The 16863-nt window shown below is 69.3% G+C and carries 12 protein-coding genes and 1 pseudogene; 4 read left to right on the forward strand and 9 right to left on the reverse strand.

The features are described 5' to 3' along the window. Positions 1-26 precede the first annotated feature (26 nt). From ABZT03_RS25560 to ABZT03_RS25580, 5 genes and pseudogenes are all read right to left on the reverse strand, one after another. Positions 27-1067, reverse strand: a complete 1041-nt coding sequence (locus ABZT03_RS25560) for a cytochrome d ubiquinol oxidase subunit II (RefSeq protein WP_356042997.1) — start codon at positions 1065-1067, stop codon at positions 27-29. Further along, complete coding sequence (locus ABZT03_RS25565; protein WP_356042999.1) at positions 1067-2554, reverse strand: cytochrome ubiquinol oxidase subunit I; 1488 nt, start codon at positions 2552-2554, stop codon at positions 1067-1069. Before ABZT03_RS25565 ends, ABZT03_RS25560 begins: the two co-directional genes overlap by 1 nt. Before the next feature lie 90 nt (positions 2555-2644). Next, a pseudogene (locus tag ABZT03_RS25570) lies at positions 2645-3981 on the reverse strand (NAD(P)/FAD-dependent oxidoreductase). 6 nt (positions 3982-3987) lie between these two features. After that, positions 3988-4797, reverse strand: coding sequence for an SDR family oxidoreductase (locus ABZT03_RS25575; RefSeq protein WP_356043055.1), 810 nt, complete (start codon positions 4795-4797; stop codon positions 3988-3990). 984 nt (positions 4798-5781) lie between these two features. Further along, positions 5782-6171: a hypothetical protein gene (locus tag ABZT03_RS25580; RefSeq protein WP_356043057.1), complete on the reverse strand. Its 390-nt coding sequence runs from the start codon at positions 6169-6171 to the stop codon at positions 5782-5784. An 887-nt stretch (positions 6172-7058) separates the two neighbouring features. Between ABZT03_RS25580 and ABZT03_RS25585 the strand changes: the two genes are divergently transcribed. Both ABZT03_RS25585 and ABZT03_RS25590 read left to right on the forward strand, forming a co-directional pair. Next, positions 7059-7832, forward strand: coding sequence for a heavy metal-responsive transcriptional regulator (locus ABZT03_RS25585; protein WP_356043002.1), 774 nt, complete (start codon positions 7059-7061; stop codon positions 7830-7832). Then, positions 7829-8143, forward strand: coding sequence for a hypothetical protein (locus tag ABZT03_RS25590; RefSeq protein ID WP_356043005.1), 315 nt, complete (start codon positions 7829-7831; stop codon positions 8141-8143). Before ABZT03_RS25585 ends, ABZT03_RS25590 begins: the two co-directional genes overlap by 4 nt. Positions 8144-8431: 288 nt before the next feature. Here ABZT03_RS25590 and ABZT03_RS25595 read toward each other — a convergent pair whose 3' ends face one another. Next, positions 8432-9277 (reverse strand): helix-turn-helix transcriptional regulator, encoded by an 846-nt coding sequence (locus ABZT03_RS25595; RefSeq protein ID WP_356043007.1) that lies wholly within the window; start codon positions 9275-9277, stop codon positions 8432-8434. Between the two features lie 94 nt (positions 9278-9371). Between ABZT03_RS25595 and ABZT03_RS25600 the strand changes: the two genes are divergently transcribed. After that, entirely contained in the window at positions 9372-10148 is a 777-nt protein-coding gene (locus tag ABZT03_RS25600) for an alpha/beta hydrolase (protein ID WP_356043009.1), read from the forward strand. A 249-nt stretch (positions 10149-10397) separates the two neighbouring features. On the opposite strand, the gene ABZT03_RS25605 is transcribed toward ABZT03_RS25600, so the two are convergent. Further along, positions 10398-11639, reverse strand: coding sequence for an Ig-like domain-containing protein (locus ABZT03_RS25605; protein WP_356043060.1), 1242 nt, complete (start codon positions 11637-11639; stop codon positions 10398-10400). A gap of 422 nt (positions 11640-12061) precedes the next feature. Here ABZT03_RS25605 and ABZT03_RS25610 point away from each other — a divergent pair, with 422 nt between their 5' ends. Continuing rightward, positions 12062-12949, forward strand: coding sequence for a hypothetical protein (locus tag ABZT03_RS25610; protein ID WP_356043011.1), 888 nt, complete (start codon positions 12062-12064; stop codon positions 12947-12949). Between the two features lie 329 nt (positions 12950-13278). On the opposite strand, the gene ABZT03_RS25615 is transcribed toward ABZT03_RS25610, so the two are convergent. Then, positions 13279-14571 carry an RICIN domain-containing protein gene (locus tag ABZT03_RS25615; RefSeq protein ID WP_356043013.1) on the reverse strand — a complete coding sequence of 431 codons (1293 nt, stop codon included), beginning with the start codon at positions 14569-14571 and terminating at the stop codon, positions 13279-13281. Between the two features lie 22 nt (positions 14572-14593). Further along, on the reverse strand, positions 14594-16843 hold the full coding sequence (locus ABZT03_RS25620; RefSeq protein WP_356043015.1) for an RICIN domain-containing protein: 2250 nt from the start codon (positions 16841-16843) through the stop codon (positions 14594-14596). Positions 16844-16863: the final 20 nt, after the last annotated feature.

The raw sequence follows: 16863 nt of genomic DNA on the forward strand, positions 1-16863 counted from the left end.
TCGCCCGGTGAACCGGCTGAGCGCCACTACAGATTGTCGCCGGGCGCCCGGGCGGCCCCGGTGTCGGCGTCGCTGAGCTCCTCCAGCTCACCCATCGTGTCGAGCCGGTAGAGCAGCACCAGCGCCGGACCGACCAGCACGATCGCGATGCCCGTGACGATCATCAGCCAGCGCAGGGTGTGGGCGGCCCCGGCCGCCTCGGTCACCGTCAGCGAGGTGGGCAGCAGGTACGGCCGCTGCGCGCAGCCCCAGGCGCCGACGACCAGGGCGACGCTCGCCACCGAGGTGTAGCGGGACCAGCCGTACGACCGGCGCCACAGAAGCAGCACCGTGGCAAGACCACACACCGCTGCCACAATGATCAGCAGCAGCCCCAGACCGCCGGTGAGGCCGTCCCAGACGTACCGGGCGTCGTCGTGGGTGACGGGCCGAGCGATGAGTGCCAGGACGACGACCGCGGCGAAGGCGACCATCGCCCGCGCTCGGAAGTAGTCGACGAGGTCGTCGGCGCCGAACCGCAGGGCGTCGGAACAGAGGAAGACCGCCCCGAGGAACGCGGTGGCGGCAACGGCCAGCAGTCCCGTGAGGACAGAGGTTCCATTGGTCCACGCGTCCGCGGAGGCGGTCGTGCCGACCTCGACCCGACCGGAGGCGATCCCGCCGAGCACCGCCCCGAATAAGAACGGCGTGAGCAGCGACGAGATGGCGAACACAGCGCCGTAGAACCGTTGTTGGGCCAGGCGTCGGGTCGGCTTGCGCAGGGCGAACCCGGCGCCGCGGAGCACCAGGCCGACAGCGGCCAGGGCGAGCGGCAGCCACATCGCGGAGAAGACGGCCTGGAACATCGTCGGGAAGCCGGTCCACATGATCACCAGGACGAAGATCAACCAGACGTTGTTGGCCTCCCAGACAGGTGCCATGGCGTGGTCGATCAGCCAGCGGGGCCGCTTGCCCCGTTCCGCGCCGCCGGCCACGAGATCCCAGAAGCCCGCACCGTAGTCGGTGCCTCCGGCGCAGGCGTAGGCGGCGATCGCGACCACCAGCACCCATGCGATGAAGTCGGCCATCACGACTCACCGCCGGAGGTGTGTCCGGACCCGCCACCGGGGGCGGCCCCGGAAGGTGTGGGATCGGGCTCGCTTCTGGGCCCGTAGGGGGTGTCGGTCTCCGGCGGCAGTTCGGCGCGCGCGGCGGCCGAGCCCTCGTCGGCGATGCGCCAGCGGGTCCGCATCTTCAGGACGACCGCGAGGAACGCGCCGAAAACGGTCACGTACACGACCATGACGATGCCGAGCATCGCCCACAGCGATCCGGCGCGCGTGCTGGTCACCGCCTCCGAGACCCGCATGTGGTTGTAGACGATCCACGGCTGACGGCCGACCTCCGTGGTGATCCACCCGCATTCGACGGTGACCAGGCATGCGACTCCCGCGAGCGCGGCGCAGCGGTAGAACCAGCGGCTGCCGGGGTTGTCCCGATGCCGCCACCATGACCAGGCGTACCAGAGCGCGAGCAGGATCAGCACACTGCCGATGGTGACCATGGTGTCGAACGCCCAGTGGACGATGGTGGCCTGAGTCGCCGTCGGGCGGTCGCCGGCCGCGACCGACGACAGGCCCGTCACCTTCGTGTCCGGGCGGAATCCGGCGAGAATCGAGTCCAGCTGGGGGATCTTGAGGCCGCCGGAGATCGTCCCGTCGGGATGCAGGCGCCCGAACATGTACTCCGGTACGTGCGTGTCGGTCTTCCAGACGATCTCCGTGGCGGCGAACTTGATCGGCTGCTTGTGGAAGACGGCGCGAGCGGTGGAGTCGCCGAGCATGAACTGGACCGGAGTGAGGATCGCGGCAACCGTGAACGGCACGGTGAAGCCGAGCCGGTGGTAGCGGTCACGGCGCCCGCGCAGCCAGCCGACGGCGTACACACCCGCGACCACGTATCCGGCGGTCAGGAGCATCGCGACCACGAAGTGCCAGTACTCCGGGCCGAACATCGGCGTGAAGATCGCCTGCCGCACATCGACGTCGACGGGCTTGCCCTGGGCGTTCAGGCGGAAGCCCTGCGGGGTGTTCATCCAGGAGTTGGCCGCGACGATGCCGAACGCCCCCAGCAGGGCGGTCAGCGGCAGCGGTACGGCGAGCCAGAAGTGTGTCCAGGGCTTGAGCCGGCGCCAGCCGTAGAGGTAGATGGCGATCAGGACGGCCTCCAGGAAGAACGCCCATGCCTCGACGCTGAAGCCGAGGCCGAAGACGTCTCCCCAGCGGCCCATCATGCCGGGCCACAGCAGACCGAACTCGAAGGACAGCACGGTGCCGGTGATGACGCCGATGGCGAACTGGACGGCCATCACCGCCGACCAGCGCCGAGCGAGTGTGAGGGCGACGGGGTCGTCCCGGCGGAGTGCCCGGTGGTGCATGAGCAACGTGATGAAGGGCAGTGCCACGCCGAACGGGACCAGCAGAATGTGCATGGCCAGGGTGAAGGCCATCAGCTCCCGCGCCGGCAGGAGTTGGGCCGGGGAGCTGTTCGCCAGAACGGCGGCGGTGCTGAGCATGTACGCCTCGATGGTCTGCCGTGCGGAGGTGGTGGGACTGAGGGAGGACAGGATGCGGAGGGACCCCGAAGAGCGTCGGCCGGGGCGTTGTCAGGGAGGCGGAGGCGCCTTCGGCCCGGACGCCCGGGCCGCCGACACTTCGCTGTCGGGCATGGTGAAGGCGCGTTCGCGGCGCGAGCCGGTGGCGAAGACGACGGACCAGCTGAGCACTGCTCCGAGCCTGCTGCGGAAGCCGGTCAGGAAGGCCACGTGAATGAAGAGCCAGGCCAGCCAGCCGGTGACGCCCGACAGATGCAGCGGGCCGGCCTTGACCACGGCCCGGCCGCGGGCGATGTAGGCGGCACTGCCGAGATCCACGTAAGTGAAGGGCTTCGGTTCCTTCGTCCTGCCCTCGACGGCGCGGCGTACGCTCCGACCGGCGTACGCACCGGACTGCATGGCGACTTCGGCCAGGCCCGGCAGATTGTTCAGGCTCATCACGTCGCCCGTGACGCGGATCTCCGGATGGACGGGGACGGTGAGGTCGGGTTCGACGAGGATACGTCCGGCCCGGTCCTGCTCGGCACCGGTCGCCCGGGCCAGCGCGGCGGCGATCGGCGGGGCCTCGACGCCGGCCGTCCACAGCACGGTGCGTGCGCCGAACCGGGTCGTCCTGCCGTCGCGGTCTCTTACCGTCAGGCCGTGGGCGTCGATGTCGGTGACGATCGTGCCCAGGTGGACCTCCACACCGAGCCCCCGCAGGGTTCGCGCCGCACGGTGGGCCAGCGGGGGGCCGAACGCGCCGAGCACCGCGTCGGACCCCTCGAAGAGCAGCACCCTGGCCTCGGCGGGGTCGATCCTCCGGAACTCCCGGTCGAGCGTGTGCCCGGCGATCTCCCGGATCTGTCCGGCGAGTTCGACACCGGTCGGCCCGCCGTCGACGAGCGCGAAAGTGAGCCACCGCTTCCGTTCCCGGTCGTTCGCCGCCGTTTCGGCCATCTCGAACGCCCGGTGGATCCGTCGGCGGATCTCCAACGCGTCGTCCAGGGTCTTCATACCGGGGGCGTGCGCGGCGAACTCGTCATGCCCGAAGTAGGACTGGCGCATGCCCACCGCGACGATCAGATCGTCGTAGGGCAGCTGGACGACTCCCCCTCCGGGCCGCCGGGCGTGGACCAGCCGGGCGACGGCGTCCACGTCGGTGGCCTCGGCGAGCACGCAGCTCACGTCGTGGTGACGGCGCAGGACCCCGCGGAGCGGCTGCGCGATCGCCCCTCGGACAGGATTCCGGAGGCGCACTGATAGAGCAGCGGCTGGAAGAGGTGGTGGGCGCGGCGGTCGACCACGGTCACCGCGACCGGTGACCTCCTCAGGGCACGGGCGGCGAACAGCCCCGCGAACCCTCCACCGAGGATCACCACCCGGCGGGGCGTGACGTGATCCTGCATCGGACATCAGCCTCCGGTCGCGAAGCCGGGAAAGAGCGTCATTCCGCCGTCGACGTAGAGGGTGGTGCCGACGACGTAGTCGAGCAGGTCGGACGCCATGGCGACCACGGCGTTGGCGATGTCGTCCGGGTCGCCCACGCGGCGGTACGGGATCAGACGCAGGAGATCAGCCTCGGCCTCGGGAGTGGACCAGGCATCGCGGTTGATCGGCGTGCGGATGGCGCCGGGCGCCACGGCGTTGACCCTGATCCGCTTGGGGGCCAGCTCCTGGGCGAGGGTCTGCATCAACATGCTCACACCGCCCTTGGACGAGGCGTAGTTCACGTGCCCCGACCACGGGATGATCTGGTGGACCGAGCTCATACAGATGATCTTTCCCGCCGAGCGGGAGACCTCCTGCACCACGCCGCGTCGCATGAATTCCTTGGCGGCCTCCCGCGCGCACAGGAACTGGCCGGTCAGGTTCACGTCGATGACCTTCTGCCACTGGGCGAGCGTCATCTCCGTCAGGGCCGCGTCCCGCTGGAGGCCCGCGTTGGCCACCATGATGTCGATGGTGCCGAACTCCTCGACCATGCGCGCGACCATGGCGGTCACCTGGGCCTCGTCGGACACGTCGGCCTCGTGGGCGTAGGCGCGGACCCCGAGACCCTCGATCTCCTTGACGACGTTCTCAGCATCCTCGGCGCCGACGACGTAGTTCACCACGACGTCCGCTCCGGCCCGGCCCAGGGCGATGGCGGTGGCCAGGCCGATGCCCGAGTTGGCGCCGGTCACCAGCGCCTTCTGACCCCTGAGAAGCTGCGCGGACACCATCCCGCGGCTTTCGTTGACGTTGCCTGCCACCACGCTCTCTCCTTCTGCGTTCGAACGGACGCCCTCAAGGACCGGGCGACGCGCAGGAGGAAGGCTGGGCATCGGCCGACCCGTCAGGACAGACACGGGAGCCGTCGCATACCCGGCCCCCCGACCAAAGCATCCTCCGCCTCGGATGGGACAGGCCGCCGCGCAAGGCGGCCCTACTTCGGCCGGGCACGTCACACGGTCGGTCTACGAGCAGCCCCCGCCCCAGAGGCTGACGTGACCGCGTGCAGGCCATGGGAGGATTTGCCGTGGTCGCAGGCCGGTCGGCGAACCGTCGTTCAGGCTGGAATGCGCTGGTCAGGAGGACGTCAAGTGGGAGCGCGACGATCCCCGATCACGTGTAGTCGGAGACAGGGCGGCCGGCGCCCCGTGCGAGCGGGACAGATCGCGTCCGCGTGGGCCAGAGCTGATGTGGCGGCCGCGCCGCCCCCATTGCAGGATTCACCCTCGCTCGGAACTCCGACGCCGTTTGAAGGTCATCTCAACCGGATCAAGATGCTCAAGCGCCGCATGTCCGGCCGCGCGGGCCTCGACCTCCTGCGCAAGCGCGTCCTGCTGGCGTGGCAGACGCGAATGACCATGCCGGATCCAACGGGGCCTGCTCCGGACGCCGTTCGCGCGTCACGCGTGCGGCCACCCCGTGAGCCGCCTTCTACTCCCGCTGGTTCGGCCGCACAGGCTTCGGGCACTCCAACAGCACCCGTTGTCGGGGGCGGCCGACCCTGGCACGACCGGGTCGTGCCGCGCGAGCCGAAAACCCTCATCGCACGAATCCGCCATCCCCCACGAAATGACTGATGGCTACCGCATCACGGAAGTCGGAAGTTGAGCGAGAACCCGGCTTTCGACAACACCTCGCCTGCTGTGGCGTGCCCGTTGGCGAAGGACGCGGGGCCGATAGGAGCCCGCAGCCGGGCGTGGTCGCGCCGTGCTGGGCTACGGGTGCGGCTGCCACCAGCTGTCCGCCTCAGCACGAGCGACTTCGGCGTCGTACCGACCCGCCTCGAAGTGCAACTCCGGCGGAGGACAGGGCACGGGGATGTGCCTCTTCGACGGAACCTCCCAGTCCGACCACTGCACGATCTCCCCGGACCGCTGCACGACCACGGTCAGGAAGCCGCAGCAACCGCCGGTGCATCCGGGCTCTCCCAACTGCAGGTGACGCGCTTCGCCGGTCGCCCGGAGCAGGCTGGGACGGCCGGCCGGCAGTACATCAGCCGCGTACGGCCCGCGGCCACCTTCACCGACTGCCTCTTCGACCACGTCCTCGCCATTGACCCAGAACCGCAACTGAGCAGCGAACCGGGAGCCCGACGGCAACACCACGATCTCCAAACGATCAAACATCAGACCACCCTACGAGGCGCGCTGACGTCAGGACACGGCTCAGCGGGCGCCTCCCCCGAGGCCACCATCCAGTTTTCTGACCGCGTCGACGAGACCCGCCTGTCAGGATGGAGACAACTGGGGAAAGACCTCCGGTCAGAGTTCGTAGAGGTAGAGCGATCTTCTCGCGCTCGATGAAGAGCTCGACCCAGGTGGCCGGCAACACCGTCGGGCAGCGGATCAACATCCGTGCCGTGCACTCTCGTCACGCTGGCTTATCGCAACCGTTCACGGACACACGACAGAAAGACGAACCGACCGAGCGAACCGAGGTCCTCATGCCACTGCCGTCGCTCCTTGCACTTCACCCACATGAAGGCCCTTGCGAGTTGTGCCGCTACCGGCTCATGACCGACGCGGCGCTCCGTGCAGACGTCGCTACGGGAGCGAAAGCGTGAGCGGTGGCCTTCCGCCGCTGCGGGACCGGCACGTTGCCGCAGCCTTCATCGTCGTCATGTACCTGCTGGTCGGAGCCCTCTTGGCCGGCCTGCTCGTCACGGGGCTCACGCGCAGCGACGCGGGGGGAATCGTGGCGGCTCTCGTGGGCGGGGCCCTTGGCGCGGTTTGGGGTGTGTGGCGCATCCGACGCGCTCGCGAGGATGAGAACCGGACTGGTTGAGCGGGTAGATCTCCGCGAGACTCGGTCAACAGAGTCGCTGGGTGCGCGGTGGCGTCCTACTTGCTCGCAAGCGTCTGCACGCGGGCGTCCCCGCTGTCGACCGGGTTCAGGCCACCGGCGGGCGAAGGCATCCAGCCCCTTTTGCCTGCTCGTCAGTACGGGTTCCGGCTTGACCTTCGAGCCGGGTCGAAGGTTTACCGTCGGTGATGTGACCACCTACCGCATCTCACAGCTGGCCGAGCGCTCCGGCGTTCCGGCCACGACGCTGCGCTTCTACGAGGATGTCGGTCTACTGCCCGCCGACCGCACGCCGTCCGGCTACCGGGTGTACGGCGAGGATGCGGTGGAACGTCTGGCCTTCATCTCCTCGGCCAAGCTTCTGGGCCTGGCCCTGGAAGAGATCCGCGAACTCCTCGATGTCCGCGAGGAAGGGGTGTGCGCCTCCGTGCGGGAGCGGATGCTGCCACTGGTCGCGGAACGGATCGTGGGGACCGACGGCAGGATCGCCGAACTGCGCGCGTTCGCCGCTCACCTGGCCGGCGTCCACACCGATCTGTCCGGCCCGGCGCCCGCAGGGGCGTGCGGGCCTGACTGCGGCTGCACCACGACCGGCCCGGCGCCTGCGGCCGGGCCGGTGCCGATCACGTTGTCGCCGACCCGCTCGTCCCTGGACACCGAGCCGTGGCGGGACGCCCCGGTCGCCTGCACTCTCAGCGGGGCCGAGCTGGGCGAGCGCACCGAGCGGTGGCAGCAACTGGTCGGCAAGGCCGACAGACGCGAGGAGATCGACGGCGGCGTTCGCCTGACCTTCCCCGCGGGCGCCGAACTGGCCGGCGAGCTCGCGGCCCTCGCCGCAGCGGAACTGGGCTGCTGCGCGTTCTTCGATTTCACCCTGCATCTGACCCCGACCGCTCTCCAGCTGGAGGTGCGGGCACCCGAGTCCGCCGCCGTGCTGGACGATCTCTTCGGAGCCCTCGCGTGACCGCCTCCTCTTCCCGTCCGACCCGAGCCTGGGGAACGCTCGGCGCCGGCGCGGCCGCGGTCGCCGCCTGTGCGGCGTGCTGCGCGGGCCCCCTCCTGGCCGTCCTGGGAGGCATCGGCGTGACCTCCGCGCTCGGAGCGCTGTGGATGCCCGCCCTGGCGGTCCTCGCCGTGGCCGCCGGACTCGGCATCCTCGTCGTACGACACCGCCGCCGGACGTCCTTCTGCCGTACGGCGTCGGAGTCGGCCGACCTCGGAATGCCCACCGTGGGCCCGCCCACGGAGACGAGCGGCGGCCAGACCGCTCGCTGAGCGGGAGCCGCAGGCTGGGCCGGCGGCGGTCCTACGTCGTCCTTGCCCTCACCGGCACCGCGCTGGGGTGGTTCGGTGGTGCGCTCGGGGTGGTCGTACACCGCCTGCTCGAGAAGGACGCCTACGGAATGCTCCGCAGCCGAGCCCGCACGGGGCGCCCAGTCGCGCCGGATGGTGAACAGCGGTTCCTGCCCGGGGCTGGGCCCACAGAGCAAGTCGCCGCTCGTCGTGATCCGGCGTCCGGTGCAGGTCAACTCCGTCACTTGCTGGGCTTGTTGAGCGTCCTCATCACACGATGGCCACCGTCGCCTGCCATGCGCCCGGGCGCAAGCCTGTCGCCTTCCGGAAGAAGACCGAGAAGTTGGACGCGTCGGGGAAGCCGAGCGTGTCGGCGCAGGCCGCCGCCGTGAGGCGGTCGTGGGCGAGGAGTCGTTTGGCTTCCAGGACGATCCGGTCGACGATGTACGCCTTCGCGGTGCGGCCGGTGGCCTGCTGCACCGCTCTCGAGAGGGTGCGGGGCGCGTAGCCCAGGGTCCGGGCGTAGTACCCGGCGTCGTGATGTCGCCTGAAGTGGGCCTCGACGCTGGACCGGAACAGTCGGAAGACCGGATGTGCCGACCGTGCTCCGCCGTGCGGGGGCCGGAGCCGGCCGATCAGCGCGGAGAGCAGGATCCCGGGCAGCTCCGTGGCGAGGTCCCCCGGTGGGGCGGATGCCTCGAGGACGAGATGATTCCGCGCTGCGTCGACGAACGGCCAGTCGGCCTCGGGGATGCTCCAGTGCGCGGCCACGTCCGGGGACGCGACGAGTTCCCGGGTGGTGGGCGTGACCGGCGCGGTCGGCACGAACAGCACGACGTGCCCTGCCACGCCGGCGATGTCGTCCCACCTGTGCACCGCCGCCGGAGGGATCCACACCGCGGACCGCTCCCGCAGCGGGTGCCGGAGGAAGTCCACCGTGACGGATCCGCGCCCGGCATCGACGACGGCGAGGACGTGGAAGTCAGCACGCTGAGTCCCGCCGTCGTTCCGCTCGCGGAGGCGGTCGAACGTCATCGTTTCGACGGCGGCGGCCCGGCGCTCGACGGGCCGGTAGGTCATCTGCCGGATCACGGTCACGTGTCCACTTTCCACCATCGAGCGACCGGTCACGCCGATGCCCGGGATCAGGTGGCGGGATTCAATGAACGCACAGGCACATCCCCTCGTAGCAGTGACCGAGAGAGACACGATGACCACCACGCAGCAACCGCTACTGCCCGCTTATGACCACAGGCAGGGGACCGGACCGACCCTGGTGTTCCTGCACTACTGGGGTGGTTCCGCCAGCACCTGGGACCTCGTCGTCGACCGCCTCGCGGGTCGCGACCTGCTCACTGTCGATTTCCGCGGGTGGAACCGCTCCAGCAACATGCCAGGGCCCTACACCCTCCGCCAGCTGGCCGAAGACACACTCGCCGTGATCGCCGAATCGGACGTCACCGACTACGTCCTCGTCGGACACTCCATGGGCGGCAAGGTCGCGCAGCTCGTCGCGGCGACCCGGCCGGCCGGGCTCCGCGGGATCGTCCTCGTCGCCTCCGGCCCGGCGGCACCCGCCGAGGCGGTCACTGCCGAGTACCGGGAAGCCCTGTCCCACGCCTACGACTCCGAGGAGTCCGTCGCCGGCGCCCGGGACCACGTCCTGACCGCGACCGAACTGCCCGCGTCGATCAAGGCGCGGATCGTGGCCGATTCGCGTGCCGGCGCCGATGCCGCCCGCACGGAGTGGCCGCTGCGCGGCATCGCGGAGGACGTCTCCGAGCACACGCGCATGATCAGCGTTCCCTCCCTCGTCGTCGCCGGAGGCAACGACCGCGTCGAGCCCGTGGACGTGCTCGTCGACAACCTGCTGCCCTACCTCTCCGGAGCCGAGTTCGTGGTGATCCCCCACACGGGGCACCTGATCCCGCTGGAAGCTCCGGCCGACCTCGTCGACGCCATCACGGCGTTCGCACCGACCGCCTGACCAACTCGGCAACTGAAGGCGGACGTTGTCTCAGACCGTCCACGGCAGGCCCGACCGCGTGACAGCGCCAGGCAGGAACCCTTCCGCCTTGGGCCCCCATCGCCGCTTCTGCCTCGCCGTGTTCGCCCTGGTCGCCGCAGTGGTCGTCCCCTGCGCCCCACGTGCTGGGTCCCCGGTCCGAGGGCTGTTCGAGCATCCAGTCAACGCAGGCGAAAAAACGTCCGATCGGCCGCATGGAGAGTCACGTTGTCAGGTCGTGGGGCTACCCGCGGTCCACTCGCTCCACGACATGTTCCAGTCGCTGAGGCCGTTGCCCGGGGCCAGCATGGTCTTGTCCTTCGAGTTCTTCACGATGACGACGTCACCGATCATCGAGTGGTTGAAGAACCACGAGGCGGGCTGCCTGCTGTCGCCGCCACCCCTCGCATCCTTCAGACCGACGCAGCCGTGACTGGTGTTGACCTTGCCGAAGATCGAGTCGGTAGCCCAGTAGTTGCCGTGGATGAACGTGCCCGAGTCGGTCAGGCGCATGGCGTGCGGCACGGCCTTGATGTCGTACGAGGGCTTGCCGTCCTTCTCCGTAAGGCCCACGCTCGCACCGTTCATGTGGATGTGGCCGTACTTCTCGGAGATCACCATGTGGCCGTTGTACGTCGGGTGTTCGGGACTGCCCGACGAGATCGGCACGGTCTTGATCGTCTTGCCGTCCCGAACGACGGCCAGCTGCTTCGTCTTCGCGTCCACGGTGCTGATCTGGCTTCGGCCGATCTTGAACGTGACCGTCTTCTGGATGCCGTGACGGGTGAGCGTGACGGTCACGATGGAGCCGGGCTTCCAGTAACGCTCGGGACGAAAGTCCAGGCGGTGCCCGCCGAACCAGTGACCGACGGCCCGCTGGCCGCTGCTGGAGCTGACCTGGATCTCCGACTCCACAGCGGCTTTGTCACTGATCGACTCGTCGAAGTTGACCGTCACCGGCATGCCCACGCCGACGATCGATCCGTCTTCGGGGAAGACGTGCCCGATGAAGTCGTTGGCCGGAGAGACCGTGGTGATCGTGGCGTTGCCGGTGGCGGAGCGGCCCTTGGCGTCCTCGGCCTCTGCGGCGATCTGATATTTGGTGGCCCGCTCCAGCCGACCGTCCGGCTTCCAGGAGGTGCCGTCCGCGGACAGGGCGCCCGGGATCTCGGCGCCGGTCGCGACGGCGGTCATCGTCACCTTGGTGAGCTTGCCGTTGCTGACGGTCACACTCACAGGTGCGTTGACCTTGACGCCGTAGGCACCCTGCCCAGGCGTGATGACTATGCGGGCGTCGGAGGCATCCTGGGCACCCGCCCGCTGTGCCGGCGCCTGCGATGTCGAGTGACCCCCGACGTGATCGTTGCTGGTGGCAGCGTTGCTTGTGCCGCCGAGGGCCGTGACTGACAGTACTCCGCCGAGTACGCCGATCGCCGCCACCAGCCCGGTACGTCGTTTACACAGCGTGGACAAACGCTTCTCCCATGTCACTGCCTTGGTTCCATGCGCTCATCGCCAGAGGAGCGGCCACAAGCCTTCAATCCACTTATAAGCGCACCTGTGCCAGAAATGGGCGAATCGTGATGAAGGACACGCATTGCGCATACCGCAATGGGTCACGGCGCCCTTGAACGCCGCCGGTGCACCCCAGGCGATTCGGACCGGCCGCGGTGAAGTCAGGGCAGGCGAGGTCGCCGGTGAGCCGTCGGCAGTTCGCGATCAGGTCAAGAGCGAGCTCGACGACAACTCCTGGCAGATCGCAGGGCAGTAGTCGCCGGAACAGCCCTCCGATAACATACCGACCGGACGGCATGACTGGGCGCCCCGCCCTCAAGGCACCGTCGTGCGCTCCATGAACAGCAACGTTTCATCCGCCGCAGGACGGAGAGCCGCTCATGACGCAGAACATGGACCGCGACAGCCTGGCCCTCGCACGCACGACCTGGAGAACTCTCGAGCCCTACCACGGGGCTGTCTACTTCTCGCCCGAAGCCGCAGACCTGTACGCGGAGTTGGGCGTGGACGCCAGGACGGGGTACTTCGCGTCCCGCTCCGCCGCGCTCGGCGCGGTCCCAGCTGATCTGGTCATCGCCACGTTCTACAACTTCAGTCCCGAACTCGTGCGCCGCGCCATACCCGCGGCATGGGAAGCGGCCACGCCGCAGCGGTTCGCCGCAGCGCGGCTCACCGGAATCGATGCCACGCTCCGCCGCATCCTCGGCGCCGACGTCTCCTCACCCGCGTTGGCCCGTGCGGCGGAACTGGCTCGTACCGCAGCTGAGGTGACCATGCGCCATCCGCAAGGCCGCCCCCTGTTCGCCGCGCACGCCGCACTGCCGTGGCCGAGCGAACCCCACCTCGTGCTCTGGCATGCGCAGACCCTGCTGCGGGAGTTCCGCGGCGACGGGCACGTGGCGGCGCTGCTGGCTGCCGGACTGAGCGGGATCGAGGCTCTGGTCACGCACGCCGCCGGAGGTGACATCGACGGGGAGGTGCTGCGCACATCGCGGGGATGGACGCCGGAGCAGTGGGGACAGGCCGTACAGAGTCTGCGTGAGCGTGGATGGCTCGATGACGTGTCCCACCTGGCTCTGTCCGAGGAGGGTGCGCGGCGCAGGGCGGAGATCGAGGACACCACCGACGGGCTGGCCGCCCTCCCCTATGTCACGCTCGGTCCGGCCGCCTGTGCCGAACTCAGTTCGCTGGTGCGGCCCTTCAGCCTGTCCGTGGCCAAGGAGCTTCTGCCGTGGGCGGTCGACCGCCTCAGCGAAGAGAGCACATGAGAGAAGCGAACGAGGTAGAAGGATCTCGACGGCGGGTCGCAGCGGTCGCCACAGGTGCGGCGGCCGCTCGCTCCACAACCCGGTGTCCGTCCGTGCTCGCAACGACCGCCTGAGCACTGGCCCGCGTTCCGACGGCTCCCTCAGCCACGAGCAGGGGACGGCGACCAACTGGGGTTCAGCCAGCCCGTCATGTACGACAGCACCGCGGAATTCGGCGTCAGCGCCATCCCGCTCGGCTGCACCTTGGCCCGGCCGGCGTGCGCCGGACCCATGGCGCACATGTGCCCCCGACGCAGGTTCGCGGCGGGGGCACATGTGACCGAGGCCGGTCAGGGTTGCGCGGTGAGCGCGAAACTCTGCGCCGCCGAGCCGTCACAGGCCCGCTGGGTGAGCTGCACGCTGTTCGCCGCCGAACCCGCCGAGGTCAGGCACTTGCCGCTGTGCCGGGCGGTGAAGTGATAGCGCCCGCCGATCTCCTGCACCGGCTGCCACTGCTGGTTCTGACCGCCCGACCAACTCCACAGCTGGAGCGCCGCGTTGTCGGCCGTGGACCGGTCGGTCACGTCGACGACCTGCTGCGGATTCGGACGGATCGTCATCCGCGTGTAGCCGCTGTCCGTCGAGCGGAACTGGAACTGCTGCGCCTGCGTGCCGTTGCAGGCGTACTGCTGGATCGCGGTCCCGTTGGCCGTGGCGGCCGCCCGGGCGTCCACGCAGGTGCCGTTGCCCGCGTTGGCCAGGGAGTACCAGGTGGTCTCGGAGATCGGACCGGGCGGCGGCACCGACCCGCCCGCTCTGCCCAGCCACTTCAGGCCGTCCAGCAGGAACCGGTTCTGGGTGGCGCTAGCGAAAGTCGACGACAGGGTGGTGTTCGTCGCGTAGTCCATCGCGTTGTGGCCGAAGTTCGCGTACAGCATCTTGTACTTCGTGTTGGTCCACAGGATCGGGTAGTAGCCGCTGTACCAGGTCTGGTTCGGGTCCGTGCCCAGCGGGAAGCTGCTGGGGTCGATCGAGGCGAGGATCCGGATGTCCGGGTTCTGCCGCAGGTCGTTGGACCAGCTGTACCACTCGCTGACCGACGAGGTGAACGTCGCCGGCAGGTTCAGGGTGGAGGGATGGGTCCGGTCCTCCACCCTGAGGACGGCCGTGGTCGGCCCCCAGGTGTTGGAACGGAAGTCGCCGGTGCCGAGGAACTGGTCGTGGTACCACGGCCAGCTCTGTGCGTCGGTGGTGAAGGCGGAGACGTGGAAGCCCATCCAGGCGCCGCCAGCGCGCATGTACTGCTCGAAACCGGTGCGTTGGGCGGCGGTCTGCGGCAGGTCGTCGAGGAACAGCACGACCTGGTAGGCGTTCACGCCCCCGTTGCTGAGCAGGTCCCAGTTGTTGCTGGCCGTGTAGGTGAAGCCGTTCGCCGCGGCCTGCCTCGGGAACCAGTCGTTGGCCTCGTGGACGAAGCTGATGTGGGCCGCGTCCCAGGTGCCGTTGTAGAGGGCGAGCACCTTGAAGGGAGCTGCCGTGGTGTTCGCGTGCGCGGCCGGCGGTGACGCCAGGCCGAGCAGGGTCGCCAGCAGGACGAGGAATCCGAGGATCCCGCGTGCCGGGCCGGATCTGCTGATGTGCATCGGACGGTCCTTCCCGGACGGGTCAGGGGTAGCTGACGAGGTTGGCGACGTTGGTCGAGGAGTTGGACGGCCCGCCCCGGTCGTTGACCACGTGCCGGATGGTGCCCGTGCCGCCCAGCGAGACCGTCACCATGTCCTTGAAGCGCACGTTGGCGTTGTTCGGCGCCTCGATGGCGTGCTCGGCGGCGACGGACGGGTTGACGTTGAAGTAGCAGTAGCTGCCGAAGCCGTACACCTGATGGCTCGTCACGGACGGCGCGACCTTGTAGGCGGCGTAGCCCTGCGTCGAACCGTTCATCCAGGCGGCCTGGTTGGGCGGGTCGTACGGCATCTCGTTCTGGTAGAAGTACGTGCGTCCGCCGTTGCCGTTCCAGACGGTCTGGTACTTCTGGTAGTGCTCGACGAACAGGCCGTACATGGTCACGTCGTCGCCGTTCACCACGAGTCCGGTGTCCGCCGTGTTGCTGGTCCAGCCGACTCCGCTGCCGTGGTCCGCGCGCCACAGCCACAGGTGGTCGCCGATGACGTCGTCGCTGTTGATCGTCAGGCTGGTGGTGGCCTTGCCCACGCCGGCGCCGCCGATGCGGAAGAACACGTCGTGCAGCGAGCTGGGGTCGGCGGCGTGGTCCGCTGAGGAACCGTTCGGCCCCATCTCCAGCAGCTGCGCGGAGTTGGTGGTGCCCGCGTCGATCAGCAGCCCGGCGAGCTGGACGCCGTCCACGTCGGCGACCGTCATGGCGGTGATGCCGTTGTCGGGGATGAGGGTGGCGAGGCCGAGACCCAGCACCACGGTGTCGGGCCGGGTGACCTTGAGCGTCTGGTCGAGGTGGTAGACGCCGGGCGTCACCAGCAGGTTCTTGCCCTGCGCCAGCGCGTCGTTCAGCTGCGCGGCCGTCGCGCCCGGCTTCACGACGAAGAAGTCCGAGAGCGGCAGTGACGTCCCGGCCGGCGTCCCCGAACCCCACGAGACACCGGTCGAGTTGGTGCGGACGGCCGGCACGAACACCTTCCAGGCGCCCGCGGAGTCGACGTACAGGAACGGCTTCTCGCGGGAGACGGGAGTCTGGTTCACCGTGGTGTACGGCGGGCTGGGGAAGCTGTTCGCGGGAGCGTTCTTCGCGCCGACGAACACCATGTTCCAGTTCGAGCCGGTCCAGTTGGACCACTCGGTGTTCCGCGACAGCCACTGCTGCTGCGAGCCGGAGTTGACCTGGCCGTCGATCCTGGTGTCGGCCATGTAGCCGCCGCTGGACCAGCCGCCGTCGTCGAGGGCGAGGTCGCCCCGCAGGTGCATCCGCCGGTACGGCGCCGCCTGCGACACCGCCCACCGGTCGGAACCCGAGGTCGGGGTCACCGACAGGTTCTCCGCCGAACGCCAGAAGTTCTGGGTCGCGTTGCCCTGGAACCAGTCGGCCTCGGCGTGCACCGCGCCCCGGATCGTGACGTCGTCGGGGGACAGCCCGAGGCCTGCCACCTGGGTGTAGAAGCCGACGTTGGCGTTGGCGTCGTAGCTGCCGGGCTTGAAGAGGAAGGCCTTGCGCGCGGTGCCGAACTGATTGGTCTGCTGCTGCTGGAACGCCGCGTCGAGGCTGCTCTGGACGGTGGCCTCGGGCGTCGACGGGTCGAAGACGGTGACGTTCGGGCCGAGGTCCGGTGTGCCGGGCGGCAGTTGGACGTCGAGGGGGTTGACGGAGAAGGACTGCGCAGCCGAGCCGTTGCACGTGTACTGCTGGAACTGCACGCTGTCGGCCGTCGACGCGCTCGGCACGTCGAGGCACTTGCCGCTGTTGCGGTTCACGAAGTGGTAGGTGCCTCCGGACTCCGCCACGGCCTGCCACTGCTGGTTGGCGCCGCCGCCGTACGTCCACAGCTGCACCGGGGCGGCGTCCGCGGCCGAGACACCGGTGACGTCCCAGGCCTTGGTCGCGTCGGCGCGGTTGTCGACCCGGTAGTAGCCGCCCGAGGTGGCCGTGAGGCGCCACTGCTGCGCCTGGCTGCTGTTGCACGCGTACTGCTGGACGGCCGTTCCGTCGGTCGTGCCGGCGGCGCGGGCGTCGACGCACTTGCCGCTGCCCGCGTTGACGACGGTGGCCCAGCCGGTCGGCAGGGCCGCGGCCTGGGCGGCCGCGCCGGTGGCGGCCACCGCGTCGCCCTGCGCCGCGACGGACAGGCCCGACAGGGCAGTCGCCACGAGGGCGGTCACCGTGAGCAGTCTCGGTGTCCGGTGCCGACCGGACGCTCTTCTGTTTCTGGACAGGGTGGAACGGGACATGGGAGCACTCCTGCGCTGGT

Source organism: Streptomyces sp. NPDC005574 (assembly GCF_040605435.1).
Taxonomy (GTDB): Bacteria; Actinomycetota; Actinomycetes; order Streptomycetales; family Streptomycetaceae; genus Streptomyces.